General features: G+C 59.6%; 2 protein-coding genes and 1 pseudogene. All 3 read left to right on the top strand.

Annotation, left to right across the window (positions count from 1 at the left end):
* Nucleotides 1-728 (top strand): annotated as a pseudogene (locus NW815_RS13345) (peptidase M3); the annotation flags it as partial.
* A 7-nt stretch (nucleotides 729-735) separates the two neighbouring features.
* Nucleotides 736-1,716 (top strand): DNA adenine methylase, encoded by a 981-nt coding sequence (locus NW815_RS13340; RefSeq protein WP_414416115.1) that lies wholly within the window; start codon nucleotides 736-738, stop codon nucleotides 1,714-1,716.
* 4 nt (nucleotides 1,717-1,720) lie between these two features.
* A complete protein-coding gene (locus tag NW815_RS13335) occupies nucleotides 1,721-2,092 on the top strand; it encodes a BolA family protein (RefSeq protein WP_414389652.1) in 372 nt (123 codons plus the stop codon).
* The last annotated feature ends 120 nt before the right edge of the window (nucleotides 2,093-2,212 follow it).

Below are 2,212 nucleotides of genomic sequence, written 5' to 3'. Positions count from 1 at the left end.
CCCAAGTTTGGCTGGATCTGGAGGAGATGCAGGGGAGTTCCGCACTGCTGCCGCGAGCGTGGGGGGTGCAGGCTCACACCGTCTTTTTGCAGCAAATACTCCTGGATCACCTGGTTGCCTCAGCAGTGGGATCCCCTCGCATGGGCAGGCCTGCTCTTTACGACCCAGAGGGGCAAACTGCTCCGCAGCGCTGGCGGGAACGCTCCGGCAGCCTCCAGTTGGCCCAGGCCCTGTTGATACACCATTTGGAAGCCCAGTTGCAGGCGGTGTTTTACCAGAGCTTGATCGGTCGGCTGGAGCTGATTCTCTATCGGTCGGGGCTCCCCGAATGGGAAAACGGTGTAACCTACTCCTCCTGGGTGAGCGAAGAGTGGTTGAAGCTGTGTCAGGAGCTGTGCGGAGATGCGGTGGAACTGTTGCCGGAACACCAGTTCTACTGGGTGGGGATGCCGGAGCTGTTTCTCCGCCCCTTCAGTGCCTATCAGGCCAGCCTTGCCAGCCTGGTGGCCTTGGCCTGTCACCGCCGCTATCACAGTTCTCCGCGCAACTTTCTGCCCCACTACCTCCGTTGGTTGGCCAGCCCGCCCGGATCCCTGACTTTGGAAGAAACCACCCAGCTGCTGCAGGCAGATCTGAGCGACCCAGGGGGAGTGTTGCAGGCGCTGGAGGAGCTGGAGCATTGGATCGAGACGCTAGAAAAGCTGCTGGAAGAGAATCCAGATCACTGAACCAACGATGACCCACCCTTGTTCTCTTGGACATAGGCGTGCTCTGCGGCGGGAAGAACTCTGGAACCCTGTACCCGACTCCTGCGAACCCACCCCAGCGGAGCCAGCCGTTAAAGCGCGTCCCTTCCTAAAATGGGCAGGGGGAAAAGGGCAACTGCTCAGCCAATACGAACCCTTTTTCCCTCGCACCTGGAACACCTATCACGAGCCCTTTTTGGGGGGTGGAGCGGTCTTTTTTCATCTGGCCCAAGGGATCCCATCGGGTTCTCGACACTTTGTTTTGTCGGATATCAACCCTGAGCTGGTGAATGTGTATCGCTGCGTGCGGGATCACGTGGAGGAGCTTATCGCCCTGCTCAGCCACCACCAAGCCCACCACAGCCGGGATTATTACTACACCATCCGCGCGGCTCGATTTGAAGATCCGGCGCAACGGGCTGCCCGCCTGCTGTACTTGAACAAAACCTGTTTCAACGGCCTCTACCGGGAGAACTCGCGGGGAGAGTTCAATGTTCCTTTGGGCCGTTACCGCAATCCCCGCATTTGCGACGCGGAGAACCTACGGGCTGTGGCACGGGTTTTACAAGGCGTGGAGATCGCGGTGCAGCCGTTTTGGCAGGTGCTCGAACGAGCCAAACCCGGGGATTTCGTCTATTTGGATCCCCCTTACCATCCCCTTTCTGCCAGCAGCAGCTTCACCGCCTACAGCCGGTTTGCCTTCGGCGAAGCGGAACAGATCCGCCTGCGAGAAGTGTTTGGAACATTGGCCGACCGAGGCGTGCAGGTGCTGCTCTCCAATTCCGATTGCCCCTTTGTGCGGGAACTGTACCGGGATTACCCCATCCAGACCATCTCTGCCAGCCGTGCCATCAACGCCCAGGGCCACAAACGCGGTCCCATCACCGAGGTCTTGGTGCTGAGCCATCCCAGCCTGGCCACCGCCTGCAGTGGGCCGGAAGAGATCCCGTTTTGCCCCGGAACCGTCTAGGGTAATGGATGAGCAGGTCGAGATCCAAGGCGGGATCTCGAGCTTGGACACACTATTGCTCCGCAACGCTGACGCGACGAGACAACGGGAACAACAGCGCATGGATCCACGAGAAATTGAGGCATTGGTACGGGCTGCCCTACCCGGCGCAAGGGTGCAGGTGGAAGACACTGTCGGCGATGGCCATCATTTCCAGGCCATCGTGGTGGCGGAACAATTCCAGGGCTTGCCCCTGATCAAACAGCACCGGCTGGTGAATGAGGCCCTGAAAGCTTACCTGCAGGATGGCCGCCTACATGCTTTAGCCCTGCGCACCTTTACCCCCGCCCAGTGGGAGCAACTCCAGGGGCTGGATTCTGGTTCATCAGCCAATTGAGCCAAGAGGAGCATTCCCAGTCGGGCTGTGCATCGCCTCAACTCCTCTCTCCCTTTGAGAAAGGGGCTGAAGCTGTCGCAAACGGGAATCTTGACATCCTCCCCGGCCTGAAGGCCGGAG

The organism is Synechococcus sp. R6-7 (assembly GCF_047461695.1).
Taxonomy (GTDB): domain Bacteria; phylum Cyanobacteriota; class Cyanobacteriia; order Thermostichales; family Thermostichaceae; genus Thermostichus.
This window is presented reverse-complemented; position numbering and strand designations above follow the sequence as displayed.

What these genes read in the sequence shown, in the direction of transcription:
- NW815_RS13335 (WP_414389652.1), top strand. Translation starts at nt 1,721, where the DNA reads ATGGATGAGCAGGTCGAGATCCAAGGCGGGATCTCGAGCTTGGACACA.
- NW815_RS13340 (WP_414416115.1), top strand. Translation starts at nt 736, where the DNA reads ATGACCCACCCTTGTTCTCTTGGACATAGGCGTGCTCTGCGGCGGGAA.